This is a genomic window from Pirellulaceae bacterium, from assembly GCA_029243025.1.
GTDB lineage: Bacteria > Planctomycetota > Planctomycetia > Pirellulales > Pirellulaceae.
This window is the reverse complement of sequence record JAQWSU010000006.1, coordinates 22,229-38,498: the sequence shown is the minus strand read 5'-3', so window position 1 is coordinate 38,498 and position 16,270 is coordinate 22,229. Positions and strand designations below refer to the sequence as shown.

General features: G+C 52.6%; 12 protein-coding genes. 4 read left to right on the top strand and 8 right to left on the bottom strand.

The window, feature by feature from the left end; genetic code table 11:
- Positions 1-32: 32 nt before the first annotated feature.
- The 6 genes from P8N76_02180 to P8N76_02155 all read right to left on the bottom strand — a co-directional run bounded on the left by P8N76_02180 (position 33) and on the right by P8N76_02155 (position 7,910).
- Positions 33-971: a hypothetical protein gene (locus P8N76_02180; GenBank protein ID MDG2380457.1), complete on the bottom strand. Its 939-nt coding sequence runs from the start codon at positions 969-971 to the stop codon at positions 33-35.
- Positions 972-1,184: 213 nt separating this feature from the next.
- Positions 1,185-1,544, bottom strand: a complete 360-nt coding sequence (locus tag P8N76_02175) for a hypothetical protein (GenBank protein MDG2380456.1) — start codon at positions 1,542-1,544, stop codon at positions 1,185-1,187.
- Positions 1,545-1,880: 336 nt separating this feature from the next.
- A complete protein-coding gene (locus P8N76_02170; GenBank protein ID MDG2380455.1) occupies positions 1,881-2,426 on the bottom strand; it encodes a hypothetical protein in 546 nt (181 codons plus the stop codon).
- Between the two features lie 116 nt (positions 2,427-2,542).
- Complete coding sequence (locus P8N76_02165; protein MDG2380454.1) at positions 2,543-4,102, bottom strand: sulfatase; 1,560 nt, start codon at positions 4,100-4,102, stop codon at positions 2,543-2,545.
- Between the two features lie 150 nt (positions 4,103-4,252).
- Positions 4,253-7,117, bottom strand: a complete 2,865-nt coding sequence (locus P8N76_02160) for a protein kinase (GenBank protein ID MDG2380453.1) — start codon at positions 7,115-7,117, stop codon at positions 4,253-4,255.
- A gap of 28 nt (positions 7,118-7,145) precedes the next feature.
- Positions 7,146-7,910, bottom strand: a complete 765-nt coding sequence (locus tag P8N76_02155) for a sigma-70 family RNA polymerase sigma factor (GenBank protein MDG2380452.1) — start codon at positions 7,908-7,910, stop codon at positions 7,146-7,148.
- A gap of 552 nt (positions 7,911-8,462) precedes the next feature.
- On the opposite strand from P8N76_02155, the gene P8N76_02150 reads away from it, so the two are divergent.
- The 4 genes from P8N76_02150 (at position 8,463) to P8N76_02135 (ending at position 14,018) form a co-directional block, all read left to right on the top strand.
- Positions 8,463-8,693, top strand: coding sequence for a hypothetical protein (locus P8N76_02150; protein ID MDG2380451.1), 231 nt, complete (start codon positions 8,463-8,465; stop codon positions 8,691-8,693).
- 10 nt (positions 8,694-8,703) lie between these two features.
- Entirely contained in the window at positions 8,704-11,757 is a 3,054-nt protein-coding gene (locus P8N76_02145) for a secretin N-terminal domain-containing protein (GenBank protein ID MDG2380450.1), read from the top strand.
- Between the two features lie 77 nt (positions 11,758-11,834).
- The gene (locus P8N76_02140) at positions 11,835-13,139 is read left to right on the top strand and encodes a hypothetical protein (protein ID MDG2380449.1); all 1,305 of its coding nucleotides are present in this window, start codon (positions 11,835-11,837) and stop codon (positions 13,137-13,139) included.
- Between the two features lie 90 nt (positions 13,140-13,229).
- Positions 13,230-14,018: a hypothetical protein gene (locus P8N76_02135; protein ID MDG2380448.1), complete on the top strand. Its 789-nt coding sequence runs from the start codon at positions 13,230-13,232 to the stop codon at positions 14,016-14,018.
- Positions 14,019-14,185: 167 nt separating this feature from the next.
- On the opposite strand, the gene P8N76_02130 is transcribed toward P8N76_02135, so the two are convergent.
- Positions 14,186-15,016: an alpha/beta hydrolase-fold protein gene (locus P8N76_02130; protein ID MDG2380447.1), complete on the bottom strand. Its 831-nt coding sequence runs from the start codon at positions 15,014-15,016 to the stop codon at positions 14,186-14,188.
- A gap of 230 nt (positions 15,017-15,246) precedes the next feature.
- On the bottom strand, positions 15,247-16,251 hold the full coding sequence (locus P8N76_02125; protein MDG2380446.1) for a substrate-binding domain-containing protein: 1,005 nt from the start codon (positions 16,249-16,251) through the stop codon (positions 15,247-15,249).
- Between the last annotated feature and the right edge of the window lie 19 nt (positions 16,252-16,270).

Here is a 16,270-nt window from a genome sequence, read left to right as displayed (position 1 = left end):
CTGGTGATTTGAGCGACGATTGTCTGTCGGTGCTAGTCATTCAATAAGTTGCGGACCATCGAAAAAAAGCTGTCGGAAGTTCCCTGGGGGGCCGCTTCGTTGGCTGTTGCGCCATGGGAACGGTGCTCGTTTAAGATCGGATTGTTTTCCAGTGGGTCAGCATGGCTTGAGGGAGCTACGACGCCCGGTGTTTCCGCGCCTGGTTGAGCTGTGACCGGTGGTAGGACGATGGGCTGACCTGGGAGACCCTGTGTTGAATTAAGACCCGGCTGGGGGCCGGTCGCGTTTGGGAGCGGTAACACAATCGGTTCCGCCGGTGTACCCGCAGTTTGAGGATTCGTTGCGGGTAGTTGGGGTGAGAGTTGCGGTGCGACTTCGAAGGCTGGCCGAGTGTTCGAGGTGATCGGTGTTATCGAGTGGGAGTCTACTGGAGCAATCTCTGGTGCCGCAACGGTGCTGGATTGAATGGCAGGCATCGTTGGCAACGGCGAAGCCGGCCGCGTGGAGTGTAAGAGAATGGTTGCGGGCGGAGTTACATTGGCTCGCTGTGTCAAACCTAAGTTACCATTCGGCAAGACGATATCCAAACGAATTACAACCGGTTTTCGGATAGCCATGGGAGGTAGCTTTATGGTGACTTCGTGGTTTTTCCAATCAATGATTTGTACTGGCAATTTGACGTTGTTGAAAACCATCAGCACGCTGCCCGGTTGGTTGCCCAGAAAGTTGCCGGGTACAGTCAAGGTGGAACCCGCCGGGATCGTAGGTAGTTGGCGAATAGGCTGCTGAATTAAAACGGGTGTCTTGATCACGACGGGACGGAGAGGCCGTCGGTGACGTACGGCAACGGGTCGAGAAGGAATGCGGCAGCCGATATGACGTCCACGACCACATCCGGCTGACGCGTCAACCACAAAGATTGATGAGCTAAGAACGAAAAAAGCGGCCAGAGTAACTATTGGGCGAGTCATTTCTGTGGGTCCTTATGTAGGTAGAAGTGCGAGGATTGTTTTCGGCTCAGATGCCTCCCTCACTCTTGAGCGAAAAGCAGAGGCATCTGTTACAGTCGGGCCGGGCGGTTTAATCGGCGTGAAAGTCGAAGAATCAACCTGTGCCGACAAAAAAAGCCGACCGAGGAAACCCTCAGTCGGCTCTGTTGAAAAAGGCACACAGACAAAACTCGATTACCATCCACCATAGCCACCGTTGCCATAGCCACCGTTGCCATAGCCACCGTAGTAGTTGGTCGGGTAGCAGTGGTTGTAGCCGCGGTATCCAGCACCGCTGTAAGTGCCGTAGTTAAAGTAGCAGCCGTTGTCGTATCCACCAAAACCACAGTGATCATATCTCGGGAAATAGGTCGATCGGTAGACTTGTGGCGCACAATAATAATCGTAGCTGGGTCGGTAACTGGTGTAACAGGATGATACGTAGGCGCGGCGACCGTACCAGCCCCGGCCGGCCTCCGCATTGTCTGGCGCAGCAACAGCGAAGATGCTGAGCACGAGTAGAGTAAGCAGGGCGGTTTTTGCGAAACGGGTCATGATTTGTCTCCCTTGAAGCAAAGGCATTGTTTTTCGCGGCGGTTGAAACTCTTTCAACCGGCTCTACTAAAGCAAGCGAACTTCTTTCTGGTTTGTTACGCTCGATCTTTGGGAAAAGAGAATCCCGATTTGGCCACTGATCGAAAGCTGGAAAGCCCTTTGTTGCAGGCTGAAATGCTTCGTGGCAAAAATATGCGTCTCGACCTAATGTTCTCAGAGCTTGAGAAGATCAATGGCAACCGGGTCGCTCTCGATCGAGAGCGACCCGGTTGCTGGGAAGCAAGTGTTGGGCATCATTCGTTATTTTTCGGCGAAAAATGCAGTTTCTAAGCCATTTTAGTCCTGGGAACGGAACGATTGTCCGAGCGACGTATCATGGGTGAAAGGGGCGTCAAAACTGTGATTTGTCGCACGACGGTCTTGGTCTTTTCCGTCGGTCGATGAGTCGGCGATCCGTTCCCCGTTGGTGATTTCGGTCGGAGGGGTCATCAACAGTGATTTGCGTTTCGCCAAGTTTCCTTGGGGAGTCACCACATCAATGTGAACCCCGATGGCGTCACGCAAGAACATTGGGGGTAGTGTGACGGTGACGGTGGTTTCTTGCCAATCGTCGATTGGAACCGGTAATGTGACTTTATCGAAGACGAGAAAGGCACTTCCTGATTCCGAGCCGAAGCAATCCCCCGATAACTTTAACGACGACCCAGCAGCCGCGGTGGCGAGCCGTTTTGCTTGGGCTGAAACTGTTGGTTCAAAAAAGGTGATTCGTCTAATATTCCGTCGATGTCCGAAAAAACGACCTGTTTCGGCATTTGCTGTGATGATGCAGCTGCCGATCAGGGTGGTGGCGAATAAGCACACCGTTGCCAACTTGCCTAACATAACAGTCCTCCTTTGTTCGCAAACGGGTAGCGTCGGTGTCGAGCGAAATCGTCGACCCGAATAGACAGCGAAAAGGTGGATGAGTTGTTACACGGTAATTTGGAACGCCATGCGACTCATCGACTTTCATTGGAGTAGACGCGTTCGTCCGTGAATCGATAGTGGTCCCACGGTGCTTCACCCCGTTGCCGCGGATCGCCATGCTGCTGCAAGTATTCATCAAGTTTTGTTGCGAGTTTCAGCTTGGTGCTGGCAAATTGTGGGTTCTCGGCCAGGTTCTTTAACTGGTGTGGATCCTGACGCATGTCGTAAAGTTCTTCAGCGTGTCGGCGACCGAACGCGCGCTGGAAAAAGGGTTTTACTGCGGGTTGCTCTGCGTTTTGCAGGATGAACTTTTTGGATGCACCTCGATCGCAATCACCATAGAAACCTTGGTGGATTGAAAAGTAATCGGGATCACCAGCGGGCCAACGATCAGGTTCGGCGTTGCGGATATAACTGAATTCGGATGTTCGTAGGCATCGCATTGGGTATCCGACATATCCGCGTCGGCTGATGATGTGTCGCTCCATGGCTGTCACTACAAAATTTCGTTGCGGATCGATTTGACCTGACTGATGCGACGTTAAGATCGACCAGAGGCTTTTGCCACTCATTTGGGCAGGGACTTTTTCCTTCGCTGCGTTGAGCAGTGTGGGTGCCAAGTCGATGAGGTTGACGAAATCGTTTACTTGCCGCCCAGATGGAATAACGCCCGGAAGACGGATGGCGAGGGGAACGCGCGTTCCGCTGTCGTACAGATTGCATTTGGATCGCGGCAACGGATTTCCGTGATCGCTGGTGACAACGACGAGTGTGTTGTCCAGCTCGCCGGCCTCCTCCAGCATCTGGAGCATGCGTCCCAGATGCCGATCAAAATGTTCAATCTCTAATCCGTAGTCCAGTATTTCGCCGCGGGTAATCGGATGATCGGGAAGGCAGCCGGGTAGGCGGGCATCCTGAAGCTGTTTCCCGGCGTTTTTCCAGGCTCCCTGGTTGTAGCGCTGGTGAGGTTCGGTAGCGCCATACCAGAAAAAAAACGGTTGGGACGGGTCGCGTTCTTGCAGGAATTTGGCGAAGTTGGCGGCATAGTCGTTTGGGTTCACTCCGGGTTGTGGCTGCGACAGTTGCTGTTGATTGTACGTTTTTCCAAAAAGCACCTCACTCGACGATGCGAATGATGACGGTTGTTGCCCCTTTGATTGCTGCCAACCGACGATGCGTCCGGGACCCCACGTTTTTCCGGTGGACGCCAACTGGTAACCTGCTTCACACAATCGTTGTGTGAAAGCTGGAGATGAGGGCCGCAATACTCCAAATAGGACGCCTGCCTCACCAATTTCCCAGATGTTTCGACCCAACAATAAAGCACTCCGTGATGGTGCGCAGGAAGGTGCTGCGGCAAAGGCGTGCTGGAAGAGTACTCCTTCCTGGGCGACCCGATCAAAAGCAGGGGTTGCGGTGGCCTGATCACCATAGGCGCCCGCATGCATCCAGGATTGATCATCCGAAATGGCGAACAGAATATTGGGTGGACGATTTTCTGCAGAGACTTTCGTGCCGCAGAACAAGTCGCAGATTGCGATGCCGCAGAGCAACAACGTGGTTGGATAGAATCTCCAGGTTGAAAGTTTCACTCGTTGTATCTCCACGTATGTCGATGAATTGTGCGTGCTGCGATTTCGAGTTGATCGTAGAGTGGATTCGTTTCGAGCCACCAATCGCCGGTGATTGGCAGGCTGGATTGATAGTTGGTTCGTGATGCCGATTGGACGCGAATAAGTGGATCACGGTAATGAGTCGGCAAGATCATCCGCTCGTGTTCGAATTTTATGAGTGAATCGTTTGACGAATTCGCTGTCAGTCTGGTTTTTTTCACTCCCGGGTGGTCCCAGGATATTCGTAATGCGAGCAAGTTCTTTTCGGGCCGCATTAGGCCGGTCAAGTTCTGACCAGAGCTGAGCCAGGTCGACTTTTAGATTGGCCAACCACATCTTTTTAATGTAAGAGTCGGGTTGGGCTTGCAGGATACGCTCCTGCCTCGCGATCGCCGCATCCAGATGCCGACGCGCTTGTTCTCTTTCGTTTTGAGCGTGCTTCACAATGGCCATGGTGTAATGAAGCCGACTGGCTAAAGTAACGTATTGCAAAATGTTCGGATGCGAAGCGTCGATGTTTGAGGCGACTTCGAGTGCCCGGTCGACTCGTTTGTTTGCCAGGGCTAGTCGTTTGGGGGAGTAGTCACGGTTCCAGCGAAGGGAGTGTGAATCCGTTACTGAATGGGCATCGGCTAATTCATATCGGTAGTCAGGTATATCGGGATAACGTTGGACGAGGCTTTCGAGTTGTTGAATCGTTTGGCCGTTGGCATCGGACACGTCATTCCGCTTGGCCTCGGCAACCGCTCGGTAACACTTGGCCAATAGAAATCGATATTCAGAGACATCGGGCTGATTTTGCAAGAGTTTGTCAAGCAAAACGATGGCTTCCTCGAGAGGTTGCATTGCCACGAGGTTTGTGTTGTCGTTTCGCTTGCGTTGCCACCACGGACGTTGTTGTGACTCGTGTAGCAGATACAAAGTCCGCGCTAATTCATACTTTGATTCAGGGAATGTTGCTTGATTGTTCAGCAGAACCAACGCTTGTTCGTGCGCTTCGACGGCTTGCTCCCGATCGCGTGTTGCGACCAGGACACTGCCTAGTCCGTTGTGGATGCGAGCAAATTCGATAGCTGTTTCTTGGGTGTTGTTCTTGAATGCCTTGGATCGCGTTATTGCGCGTTGGTATCTGGCTTTGGCATCTTCGAACTCGCCTAGTCGTGATTTGATATCGGCAACTCGTCGATGGGCTTTGATCGTTTTGAACAGGACGTTTTGATCGTTTCCTGCTTGGGATGAAAGTTGATCATAGAACAACAGCAGATTGTCCAGGAGTTTGGCCACATCTTTGGAAAGCGGTAACTGAGTTTGAACCGCCATCAAAGCTTCTTCATTTTCACCGTCGTCGTCAATCAAGTCTCGCGTGTCAGCCTCCGTCGTTTGAGGAGCTGGTAGCTGCAGGGGGCCTGGAGCAAACTGACTGTAAATGTTGTCCAAGGCCTCCAAGGCCATTCGCTCCGATGATTCCGCACGGTAACGTTGTGCTGATTCACGAAGATACCCTGAAGTCGTGATGATCGAGACGATCACCAGTAGTGCGGCGACGGTGGCGGTTAAGCTGGCGACCGCTCGATTTCGACGACACCATCGTATGAGTTGTTCGGCGACGTTCACTCGTCTTGCTTTGATCGGGCGATCGTCAATAAAACATTGTAAGTCGGTGGCAAGATCCCCTGCGGACTGATAACGATCGTTCGGATCGCGTGCCGCAGCTTTCATCACAATGGTTTCCAGATCGCGAGGTATTCCAGGATTGCGTCGGCGTGGTGAAGGGAGTATTTCGTGCGCCACACGGTGCATCAAGGCGACCCGATCACTGCCCTCGAAAGCTCGCTCAAAAGTGAGCAGCTCGTAGAGCGTAAGGCCCAACCCGTAAATGTCGCTTCGTTCGTCGCAGTCGCCGTGAAAGCGTTCAGGTGCCATGTAGCTGAGCGTTCCGACGATGTCACCGGTCCAAGTCACATCGTCTTGTTCAACTGCTTTGGCCAAGCCGAAGTCAGCGACCCAGACAACGCCTTCTCCATCGAGTAGTAAATTGCCCGGTTTGACATCTCGGTGCAACGTTTGATGGGTGTGAGCATATTGCAGCGCGTTGGATACTTGCACCCCGATCAATGCGACGTTCTTCCAGTAATCTGCGTTGATCCGAGCAGTGATCGGCGATAGCGGTTTTGGTTGATCACTCGTCTTAGGCCTGTTGTACTCATCGCTTCTCACTCCGTCGGTGACACGGCTGGTCGATAGGAGAGATTGCGCCATGCCGGAGTCCGGGGCGGTATCTCCATCGTCGGAAGTCAGCGAATCGTGACGAAGTTTTTCGCTCAATAAAGCTGCCGCGTTTCGTTTCACATAGCTGGATCGTGCGTCATCGAAATCGGCCTGCTGGCTTGGCGTGCCGGTGGAGCCAAGCATTAACCGTTTTAATTCGGAGATGATTTCGTCCAGGCCGACCCCCTGAATGCACTGCATCACGATGTAATGCATGCCGTCCTGCTCACCAACACCGAATACGGGAACGATATTGGTGTGATGGAGCTTGGAAGAGGTCTGAGCTTCTCGGTGAAATCGTTGTACATCTTTTTCGCCGCGTAAGGCTTGCTTAGGCAGCACTTTGACAGCAACTCGACGACCAAGGCTGACCTGTTCGGCTTCGTAGACGATGCCCATTCCACCGCGGGCAATTTCTCCAATGACTCGAAAATCACCCAGCCGTTCGACATTGATTTCTTGTTTGCATACAAGCGGGCGCGAATCATGTTGGACTCGGCGATTTAAGCGTTCCATCGCCACAATTGCTGGAAACAACTCCCGAATTTCTTCTGCAAAATCGGGATGTGCCTTCGCAAAATCATCGATCGTTATTCGATCACCATCGCGACGAAGTTCGACGAATTCCGCTGCCAGTTCCTCCACCGGGTCGCGATGCGGGTTTTCTGCGGTGATTTCGCTAGGGGCGGATTGTGGCTTTGCAGGTTTGTCGGTTCGTTTGTTCATGACGTTTGTTTAGGTAGGATTCGGTGCTTTAGGATAACCACTCCGTAGCCATGCCTGGAACCTCAGAAAGCTTGTCGCGCAATCGCTTTAACGCACGAATGTAACGAATGCTCGCAGCCTTCTGTTGGATTTCTAGAGTCTCGGCGACCTCGCTGTTGGTTAATTGTTCAAAGTGACGTAACACAAGTACCTCGCGATCGATGGGCTCCAGTCCTTCGATTACTTCCTCCAGTTTGCGAGCCGTTTCTTCACGAACGGCCGCCTGGCTGGGCGTGGTCAAGTGTCCCAGCAGTTGTAACGCCAGGGACGTTGATGCCGCTTGTTGATGTTGGCCTGCATGAATCGAAATATCTCGCTTCGCATCACGCATCTTCGCGCCTAAATGTCGACGATGAACGTTCACCAGCGTTTGGTTCACGATCAAACGCAACCAGACAAAAAATGATCCCGAATGATCGACGATGAATTGGTCGACTCGGTCCGCTGCGTCTAAATAGGCTTCTTGCAACACATCGTCCGGATCCACTCGACCTCTTAGCCGTCGATCGATCCGAATATTGACCATGTTCCACAATCGGTCTCGATGCTGGGAAAACAGCAACGCTAAAGATTGTCGATCGCCGTCGCGAACTCTTTGTAGAATTCGGTCGACTTCATGATTCGAATCCGTCATCGCCAAAGAGCGTCCCTTGTTAAACGTGAGAATGGAGAAGACGACTACCGTTGGGTTGGAAAAGGATTTGTCGATTTCTGAAGACCATTCGATCTTCAACGTCTCACCGTGACCTGCCATGTTGGAAAAGTCAACACCGCAGATTCCTATCGACGCGGCGGGTTGAATCGCTGGATGGTTCCCAGGGTTGGTCAGTCCATATTTTAATCATTCTCAACCCATGGCTGGAATTCCAGCATTTTCCCCGAGTCGCGTTCGCTTCTTTTACCCAGCCATGCTTCAGACGACAAAGTTCATAAAAAAAAATGATTTCCCATGGTAGATCGGCCCAACCCATCCGCGTTAGCTAGGAAGTAGCTGCTTGGCGAGAATCTTTGCTGGCTGGTGGCCCATTCCCCGGAAAACAGTTGCCATCCGCGAAACCACCTCAGAGATGTTGGGTTCAATCAGCGGAGAAAGTAGCGATTGATAACCTTCCGATTGCCACCGAATTCGACTGGTTGCTGGCAACTTAGCACACTTTTACGGGCTTTCGTGCTGATTTCAGCAGCCAGTCTTGTTTCTCACCGTAGATAAGAGTGGAGTAGCAGGAGGCTCTTGTTAGCTGTTGGTATCCCGATTTGACGTCACGATAGGAAAAAAAGACGTCAATCCTGTAAAGAATGATTAGCGATGAGCAAAATCCAATCGGCGCTGTTGTTGATTGGCGTCAAAATGAGAGGGATGCGGGCTATGCGAGTTGCTTTTTTGAGCGCCCCCTATTCAGTTGCTGACTGCGAAACCAAGCGAGAAGCTGCGGGTTGGTCCGGCGGAGGAGATCCGCTCGCTAAATCACGCGAAACTGCCTACAGTGAATCGCTGAAATTCCTTTATTTTGAATCCGTTTTGACTTTATTCGATTGAGCCTCTCCTGATGCCACACCTCGCTACGATGAGCCATCGTCAACTGTTCCGACTTTTGATCTGCTGCGCCCTCAGTGCACTGATTGGAATTCAGCCTGTGCTTGCCCAAGAGTCGGGCGCTGAAACCAAGGTGGCTGAAACCAAGGTGGCTGAAACCAAGGTGGCTGAAACCAAGGTGGCTGAAACCAAGGTGGCTGAAACCAAGGTGGCTGAAACCAAGGCGGCTGAAACCAAGGTGGCTGAAACCAAGGTGGCTGAAACCAAGGTGGCTGAAACCAAGGCGGCTGAAACCAAGGCGGCTGAAACCAAGGCGGCTGAAACCAAGGCGGCTGAACAACCACTTGAGCCAACCGGTCAAGCCGGCGAGTTAAAGTTTAGTTTTCGATATGCCTCCTGGGATGATGTGTTGCAGTGGCTTGCGGAAGAGTCGGACTTGTCCTTTTCGAGTGATGTGATTCCTTCTGGTACTTTCAATTACATTGACGAAGATCAGGTCTTCACGCCGAAAGAAGCGATCGATCTGGTGAATGGTTACTTATTAATCAAAGGGTATACGCTGGTTCGAAAAGGAAAAATGTTGTTGGTGATTGATCTCGAAGATGAGCTTGACGCTCAACTCGTTCGGGATTTATTGGTCGAAACGTCATCCTCCGATTTGAAGGATCGAGGGGAATACGAAATCACGAAGACTCGCTTTAACCTCGACAAGGTAGATGCCGCAGAGGCTGAGAAGCAGATCAATCAACTGCTAAGTCCGGTTGGTTCCATTATTGTAATGCCAGGTGCCAAGCAGATTCTGGCAACGGAAACCGCGGGTAATTTGCGGACGATTCAGGAAATTTTGATTTCCCTGGAAAAAACGGCTGCGGAACAGGAAAAGGGTAAACTGCATGCCTTTCCCTTAAAGGTTGCCTCGGCTGACGAAATCCTGGCCGTTGCGCGACCGTTGCTTGGTATCGAAGAGGAACAATTTGCATCGGAAGATGGTTCGATCCGCATATCAGCCAATCCGTTGGGCCGTACCGTTTTTGCGACTGGCGAGCAAGAAAAGATCCAATTGGTTGAGCAGATCGTGCGTGAAATCGATTCACCCAACACGACTCAATCCAGTGGTGGGGCGGAAGAACTGTCTCAATTCATGTCTCACAAGGTGGCGACCGCCGATCCAGAATCGGTATTGCGCGTGTTACAGACACTGTTTGTTGGTGATGCTGGGCTGCGTTTGGAAGTGGATTCGAGTACCGGCGGCATTATCGCCTTCGCTACACCTTCTCAACATCGTTCGATACAAGCCACGATTGCGGAGATGGAGCAAAACCCAGAACGGGTCCAAGTCATTCCGCTCCAATACACCGATCCGGCAGCAGCAATTACGCTCGTTGAAAAATTATTCAGCTCGACGCAAAAACCTCCGGTCGTGGACGGAACGCTAATTCCGCCACAACTGGTTGTGCGGGGGTCGCAGGCCCAGATCGAACAGATTCGTTTGTTGCTCGATGACATTGGTGAACGAGCTAGGGTGGGTGGATTCGCTGGGAGAACTCGAGTTTCTCGGACCGGCAATGTACGGATGATTCCCATGTCAGCGGAAACGGCTGCCATGGCAATCGACAGAATTCGTACTATTTGGCCGAATCTACGTCGCAACGAAATTAAAGTTGTGATCCCAAGTCAGGAGCAAGGATTGCTGCAGTTGCAGCGTTTGCATTCCGATGGCCCTCGCGATCGTCGTTCGCGGCAAGGCCGTCCGACACGGGAGATGGAGCCCGGTCGACGGGAATCGGATCGACCTCAGAAAAGGCGACCTCAAGATTCGGAATCCGACCCGGTCAAGAAAACAGAACAAGCCGTCTCTCCAGAGTCTTCCTTGTTCGAGACACGTCTGGTGGTAGATCTTCCCGAGTCAGGGCTTGCTCAAGCGACAGGGGCCGAGCAGGCTAGCCAGCCTACAGAGCAGGCCGCGGATAGTTCCGAATCGGTTGCGCCGGTCATGATTGCGGCAACTCCCGATGGACTGATGATCAGCTCGAAGGATACTGAGGCACTGAATGCCATTCAGTCGTTGGTCGAGGCCTTTTCATCCTCGGCGGCTGCGGCGGGTCCGCGATTTAATCTGTTCTACTTGAAGCACATCGAGGCCGAAACAGCCAGCACCTTGGTCACGAGCATTTTGACAGGGATTACGCCTTCGATGACAGCGACCGCCACGACAGGAACCAGTGTGAACAGCGTGCTGCAGCAGCAAACCACTGCACTTGCCGCAACCCTACCCCACATTGTGGCTGACAAACGGCTCAACGCTCTCTTTGTCCATGGGGATCCCGAGCAGGTCGGAATGGTCAAGCAGTTGTTGCAGGTGATTGATATCGAGAGTGGGCCTGAAGAAGTCTTGACCTTCCCGAGGCCGCAGTTTATTCCCGTGTTGTATACCGATGCTGAGGCAGTCGCCAAAGTATTACGTGAAGTCTATGCGAACCGAATTGTGACAGGCCAAGAAAACCGTCGCCGAGAAGGTGAATCTCGAGAGCAACGAGGTGGTTTCCCGGGTGGCGGATTTTTTGGCAGACGAGGTGGGGGTGACGACCGCCGTGGCGGCGGTGGAAATTCGCAACAAGCGGCCACCGGTGATCAGCCGAAAATGTCGATTGGAGTTGATACCGAAAGCAACTCAATTGTTGTCTCCGCACCCGGTCCTCTGTTGAAAGAAGTCGAGACCGTGGTGCGCGAACTGGATCGCCGGGCTGCTGAAAAGCCTCCAGAAAGCATCGCAGTTGTTAACCTGAAACGAACCGATCCGTATGTTGTTCAGCAAACTCTTGTGGGCGTGTTAGGTGATCTTGTTGAAACTTCAACGACGTCATCTTCTTCCGAATCCAATCGGGGCTCGAGTCGCTCAAGAAATGAACGTTCGCGTTCAAGTGGTGAAAGCCGTGGAAACAGTGCGAGTGATTTCATCAATCGAATTCGGGAAGCCCAAAGCAGTGGGCGCGGAGGCTTTGAACGTAGGAGTGGACGGGAATCGGGTGGCAGTCGTGGAGGCTTTGAACGTGGGGGGGGGCCGTGAACAGGGTGGTCGTGGCCGAGGACGGTAGCGAATCGGATAAGCGAAACGAATTCACACATGGCGAAGGAGTTCATGAGATGAGAAGGTCTGTGGTCTTTGCGATCCTGGTGGTTGGGATTGTCGCGACGATTGCCATGCCAACTTTTGCACAACGTGGCGGTGATCGTGGCGGTGATCGTGGCGGTGATTTTCGTGCTCGGATCTTGGAACGAATTGATGCCAATGGAAATGGTACGATTGAGCCGGATGAAGCTCAGGGCCGCGCTCAAGGTTTCATTGAAAGGATGGCTCGCGAGGCGGGCCTCGAAACCGGACGACCTCTTCCCATTCAACGCTTGCTGGGCGGAGCCGGAAAAAGGCAGGAAAATCGGCCTGGGAAATCTTCCTCGCCGACACGGAAAAAAGAAGAAGAAGATGAATTTCCAACGGTTCCCCGCTTCGGAAACGAAGAGATTGCGGGCTTTGGGGTCAGTCCCATGACTCTGGCTGGAAAGCTCATTGATCTGGAAAAGAAATATGACCGGCGAGTCCTGGAGTATGTTGATCGTACAATGGGTCGCTACGACAAAGACAAAAATGGGATTCTCAATCATAGCGAATGGTCTTCTGTTCCATGGCGCAGCGATCCCCGCGAGTCCGATTTAGATAAGGATGGCATGCTGACCAAAGCCGAGATGGCTGAACGAATTGCCAAACGCTTCCGTGGTGACGGCGAGGATCGGGGCCGCAGCAGTGATCGGGGCCGCAGCAGTGATCGGGGCCGCAGCAGTGATCGGGGCCGCAGTAGTGATCGGGGCCGCAGTAGTGATCGGGGCGGCGGTGAAGATCGAGGCCGTGGTGGTGATCGGGGCCGTGGTGGTGAGCGAAGTCGTGGAAGCTTCGGCGGTTGGGACCCCTCCAGCTTTCTTGCACGCATGGACAAAAACCAAAACGGTCGCATCGATCCTGATGAAATCGATGAACGTCGAGCGAAATTCTTTGGAGATCGATTTCAGATCGATTTTAGTAAGCCCGTTGAAATCGAAGCCATCAAGCAAAAATTTAGTGGCGGTAGTTCCCGAGGTCGTGACACATCGAGACGCGGTGACTCTCGACGCAATAGTGATCAGAAAGAGGAGGTAGCCGCTAAGGATTCCTACAAAGTCGATGGCTCGGAACGCTTAAAAGGACGGAAATCTTACCGATCCGAGGGCCGTTCGCTTCCCAAAGCCTTGCCGAACTGGTGGGAGGATCGGGATGATAACGCCGATGGCCAAGTCACCTTGAGCGAGTTTGCTTCCACTGCTGAGGAACGAGATATTTCTGACTTCCAAGATTATGACGCGAATGGAGACGGCTTGATCACCGCTCGAGAAGCTGAGATCTTGGAGTCCGATGAGTAACGCGAGTCTAGTCGGCGTCACGCTCATGCTGTCGCGCCGTAATTGCCTGTCGAGATTCGGCGGAAACTTTAGTACATAAGGAATGCTCAGATGTTTAAGCGAAACCTGTTGATTCTGGCAGCGATTACCATCGCAACGGTGGCGATGTCAGTATCCACTGCCCAGGCCCAACAACGAGGACGTGGTGGACGCGGCATGTTCGGTTCAGGACCCGCCGAACTTCTGCAGCGCGAAGACGTGCAAGCTGAACTTAATCTTACCGATAGCCAGCTTGAAGAGTTGAAGGAGTACAACGAAGAGCGTCGTAACAGTCTCCGCGAAAGGTTTGCAGGAGGGAATTTTGGTAACTTTGGTCGAGACGGTGAAGATCGGCAAGCAACCTTCGCTCGCATGCGAGAAGAGTTGCAAAAGGTGCGAGACTCTGATCGAGACAAAGTTTTGGAGATTTTGAATTCGAAACAAAAAGATCGTTTCGGTGAATTGGAATTCCAATTTCAACTTCGACGTGGATCGGCTCGTGATGCATTGGTTGCCGGCGGTGTTGAGCTTGATGATGACGATCGTGAAAAGCTAGAAGAGGTACGGCGAGAGATTGAGAAGGAAACCAACAAACAGATCGCTGAAATCCGTCTTGGCGCCCAAAGGAAAATTATGGCTGCAGTCGTCAGTGAGAACCAAATCGAACGTATGATGGGCGATGCGTTTGTGTTTGAAGAAGCTGAGCGAAGCTCGCGTGGCGCATTTGGCGGAAATCGTGGTGGTGACGACCGAGGGGGTGAACGTAGCCGTAGAGATCGTGGCCGCCGGCGACCCGCCGCGGAAGAATCGGATGAGGACGACGACGAGGACAATGGCGGTCGACGTCGTCGACGACGTTAGTCAGTTTAAAAACGTTCTCGTTGATAAACCAAACCGGCACGCTTTCGCGGTGCCGGTTTTTTTGCGCCGAGTTTTTTGCGCCGGCTGCTCAGACGTGCTGCCGATCACCGCTTTCTGATTCAGTCGTGGCTGAAGAACACAAATCGAATGGAAGGCAACCGGAATTTTCAATCCGCCTTCTCAAGTCTGTAGTCACGCCACAGCCATTTGAGTGAGTCTGGCAGAATTGCTCCACCATGGTTGCCATTGTGGGCACCGGAACCGTAAACGAAGGTTGCATCGTAATCGCGAAACGCGAGTGCTGCTGCCATTTGCTTGTTTCCCAATGGCCAGTTGCCGTGTTCGTTGTCCAAGTCGTTGCTGCCGTCCTGCAGGAAGATTCGCACTGGACGCACTTCTTCTTTACGGATTAAGGCGGGATAGTTGTGACCTCCCCGGATGTTGACGAAGCTGCCGATATGGCTGAGCACTTTTTGAAACTGGTCCGGTCGTTCCCAGGCAACGGTGAAAGCGCAGATCCCGCCGCTGCTGATCCCGCAGATCGCTCGACCTGCAGGATCGTCAGTGAATCGCACTGATTTCGCGACTTCCGGCAGAATCTCCGTCAGCAGTAACTCCGAATAAGCGGGAGAAAGGGTGTCATATTCGATGCTGCGGTTTTCGGGACGGGGTCGCCATCCAGGCTTCGGTGGTAGGACCTCCTTCGTGTGTCCGGGGTCAACAAAGACGCCAACCATGGGTGGAATGGCTCCCTGATGAATGAGATTGTCAAATACCGTTGGGACACGAAAGTCTCCGTCTGCTTTCAAATAGGTGTGACCATCCTGAAAGACCATCAGCGCCAGTGGCGTTTTGCCGTCGTACTGAGACGGCACATAAACGTGGTAGCGACGGATTGTTCCAGGGAAAATCTTGCTCGTTTGCCAAATATGGTTCGTGACTGTACCTCGCGGAACCGAGTCTTGCTGGAGCGAGTCTGGGCCGAGCGGGTAACGCATTTCGACGCTTGGTTCCTGTGCGGTCACGGTCAACGTAAGCAGGTTGGCGAGGACAACGCCAATCAGGATCACGGAAATAGTTGGGGTTCGCATTTGGCCCTCGGAGAGAAAAAAATTCGTTAACTTGCACAGGACTTTGCCAATAGGCTGGTTTTTCAACTTCCGCCAGCCTGCGTTTGGATGAGGGCAGCGGGTCGTTTGAAAACCGAGCTAAGTTGTGCGGGACAGAGCTAAAAATCGTAATCGTTGATGTTGTCTTTGTTGAAGACCATGATGTCTCCCAGCAGAACGTTGTCACCTTTGATTTTTATCTCACCGAGTCGTCCTGCTTGCAAGGTGGTCTCTGCTGGGGTAAGCCGCCCCTCAGCGACTGCTTGGGCGACGTGCATGGTCAGATAGCCAAGGTCGACAGTGTTCCAAAGGACGATCGAATTCACGGTGCCATCGTCGACAAAGGATCGCATGTCGCTTGGTACTGCGAGTCCGGTGACTTTGATTTCGCCAGTTTTTCCGGCTTGTCGAACTGCTTCGGCCGCTCCGGGAAATGACACAGAACTGATTCCAAAGATGCCTTTCAAGTTGGGGTAAACTTTGATGACGTCTTGAGCATCCGCCAATGCGTTACCCGCATTCTCACCTGGGAATTTGATGGTTTGCAGTTTCAGCTTGCTCTTCGCTAAGGCGGGTTCCATCGCTTTGATCCAGGAGTTTTGGTTGGCGGATGTCGCATCGGAGCTGATGATCACGACATCGCCTGATTGGTCGGCGCCGATGTCCGCGATCATCGTATTCACTAGGCCTTGGCCAATCGCCTGGGGGGTGGCTTGATTGACGAAGAATGAACGTGAATCGGTTGTGCCATCAGCGTCCCAGGTGATGACATGGATTCCCGCATCGCGAGCCTCTTTCATGGCGTTGGCCACCACGTCCGGGGCATTGGGGGCAACGCAGATGACGTCGGCTCCATCAACAATCCATTGTTCAATTAGTTCGGCCTGTTTCTTGGGGTCTCCGTCGATCGGTCCGTCATAGATTAAATCGATGTTTCCCAGTTCTGCTGCAGCCTCTTGAGCGCCCTGGTAACAAGACGTGAAATAGCTGATTCCTTTGATCTTTGGCAGCATGCACACCGTCAGCTTATCGTTGGCTCCGTCTGTTTGATTAGCCGTTTGACGATTGCAGCCGAAAACAACAAGGCTGACCATTAAGACAAACGTTAGATGAACTCGATTCATTATGCGTGCCTCCGTTTAA